At 40.4% G+C, this 1,084-nt stretch carries 1 protein-coding gene; it reads right to left on the bottom strand.

What is annotated here, in order from left to right:
- Positions 1 to 12: 12 nt before the first annotated feature.
- Positions 13 to 837, bottom strand: coding sequence for a transposase (locus D5018_RS21370; protein WP_121840981.1), 825 nt, complete (start codon positions 835 to 837; stop codon positions 13 to 15).
- Positions 838 to 1,084: the final 247 nt, after the last annotated feature.

The raw sequence follows: 1,084 nt of genomic DNA, 5'->3' as shown, positions 1-1,084 counted from the left end.
AGATTTTCAGGATTACTCACCAGAAGCCAACGTGTTTTTTTTCAAAAACTGAGAATCATCTTTATTCTCCGCTGCTCTTTGAATATCTCTTCTAAACTCAGTCAGTTTCTCATTGAAGCCCTTCACGACATGGAAACGGTCAATGACTAGCTTTGCATTAGGCGCATGCTCATTAACCGAGCTGATATAAGCCTGTCCCATATCGGTAGCAACAGCTTCTATGGGCTTCTTACAACGTTTTTTTCGTGCCCAGAAACCATCAAGGCTCGCCGCCTTTTTCCCTTTTTCTGTATAAATCACTGCGCTCGTTTTCATATCAATAACAACAGTCATAAAGCCTGTTTTAGAGCCACAATAGATTTCATCAATACCAATATGTGTTACGTCTTTTAAGTCTGGCTGTCTGTATTTCTTGTTCAGGTGACGCTTTTGTATTTCTTTGATGCAATCCCAGCTCACATTGCACAAGCGAGCTATGTCACTAATCGACATGTTTAGTGCTGAAAGAGATAGCACATACTTTTCAAATCCTTTGGTATATCTGACTTTTTCTCTAGGTGCAAAACGCAGTGGAAGGAAGCGAGTAACCCCGCAATCACCACATCTAACTCTTTGGCTGTTGATGCATATATAAGTTGGCTTATTACCAATTGGGGCGCCATGAAAACGACGAGGTTTAATGCCCTTTTTGGTGACAGAACGAGAGCGACACTCTGGACATTTTATGTTGCTGTTATGAGCGATATTAAAAATTACTGCACCATTCTCGTATTTAGTCGAAACGTGGTGGTAAGGGCCTTGAATTCCGAACCCGTGATAAAGAAGTGAAGTGGACATCTAGATCTTTTTAGGGAGCATTATACCTTAATGAACTGATCTAAACATCCGTTTTACTGAAGAGCCTAATAAAGCCGATGGTTGTTACCTTGTTAGAGCCAAAGCCACTAGTAACCCGTTGGTTTTATGGTTCATCAGGAAAATGAAGATCTAGCTTCGTGACTTGCTTTTACCTTTAGCTCAAAGAACTCCCAATCTCTGTAACCATAAGCCATTTTAACAATTGTCTTAAGTCTGTTGTTAACAC

This window comes from Parashewanella curva (genome assembly GCF_003675895.1).
Taxonomy (GTDB): domain Bacteria; phylum Pseudomonadota; class Gammaproteobacteria; order Enterobacterales; family Shewanellaceae; genus Parashewanella; species Parashewanella curva.
Note: the sequence above shows the minus strand (reverse complement) of the source record. Positions and strands in the feature narration are given on the sequence as shown.

Bases quoted from the DNA above. Each gene is read 5' to 3' on its own strand.
- D5018_RS21370 (WP_121840981.1), bottom strand. From the start codon at position 837: ATGTCCACTTCACTTCTTTATCACGGGTTCGGAATTCAAGGCCCTTAC.